We start from the raw sequence: 457 nt of genomic DNA on the forward strand, positions 1-457 counted from the left end.
GAGCACCCGCATCATGGCGGCCTCCGGATCATCCATTCCCTACCTCCGTCTGTGATACGACGTTGGTGGCGATCCGGTTCAATTACTACCTTTGCGCGCGGCTGTACACCAGCGCGGGCGCGCGGTTGGGGTAGTGATTGCTGGCGTTAATTACTGGGTGAGGATTCGCGGGCCGTCTTCGGTGACGGCGACGGTGTGCTCCCAGTGCGCCGCGCGGGTCCCGTCGACGGTGACGACGGTCCAGTCGTCATCGAGGATCTTCGTCTCGGTGGTACCCAGGGTGAGCATGGGTTCGATGGCGAGTACCGAGCCGGGCTCCAGGTACGGGCCGCGCCCCGGTGATCCCTCGTTGGGCAGAAACGGGTCCATGTGCATCTGGCGGCCGATACCGTGGCCGCCATAGCCTTCGACGATCCCGTACTTGCGGTCGTGACGCGCCTCGGCGGCGTGGGTCTCG

1 protein-coding gene is annotated in these 457 nt (G+C 65.4%); it reads right to left on the reverse strand.

Annotated elements, in window-relative coordinates:
• Nucleotides 1-150: 150 nt before the first annotated feature.
• A partial coding sequence (locus RNB18_RS51865) for a M24 family metallopeptidase (protein ID WP_311721040.1) occupies nt 151-457 on the reverse strand: 307 nt, incomplete at its 5' end.

Source organism: Streptomyces doebereineriae (assembly GCF_031845645.1).
Classification (GTDB): Bacteria; Actinomycetota; Actinomycetes; order Streptomycetales; family Streptomycetaceae; genus Streptomyces; species Streptomyces canus.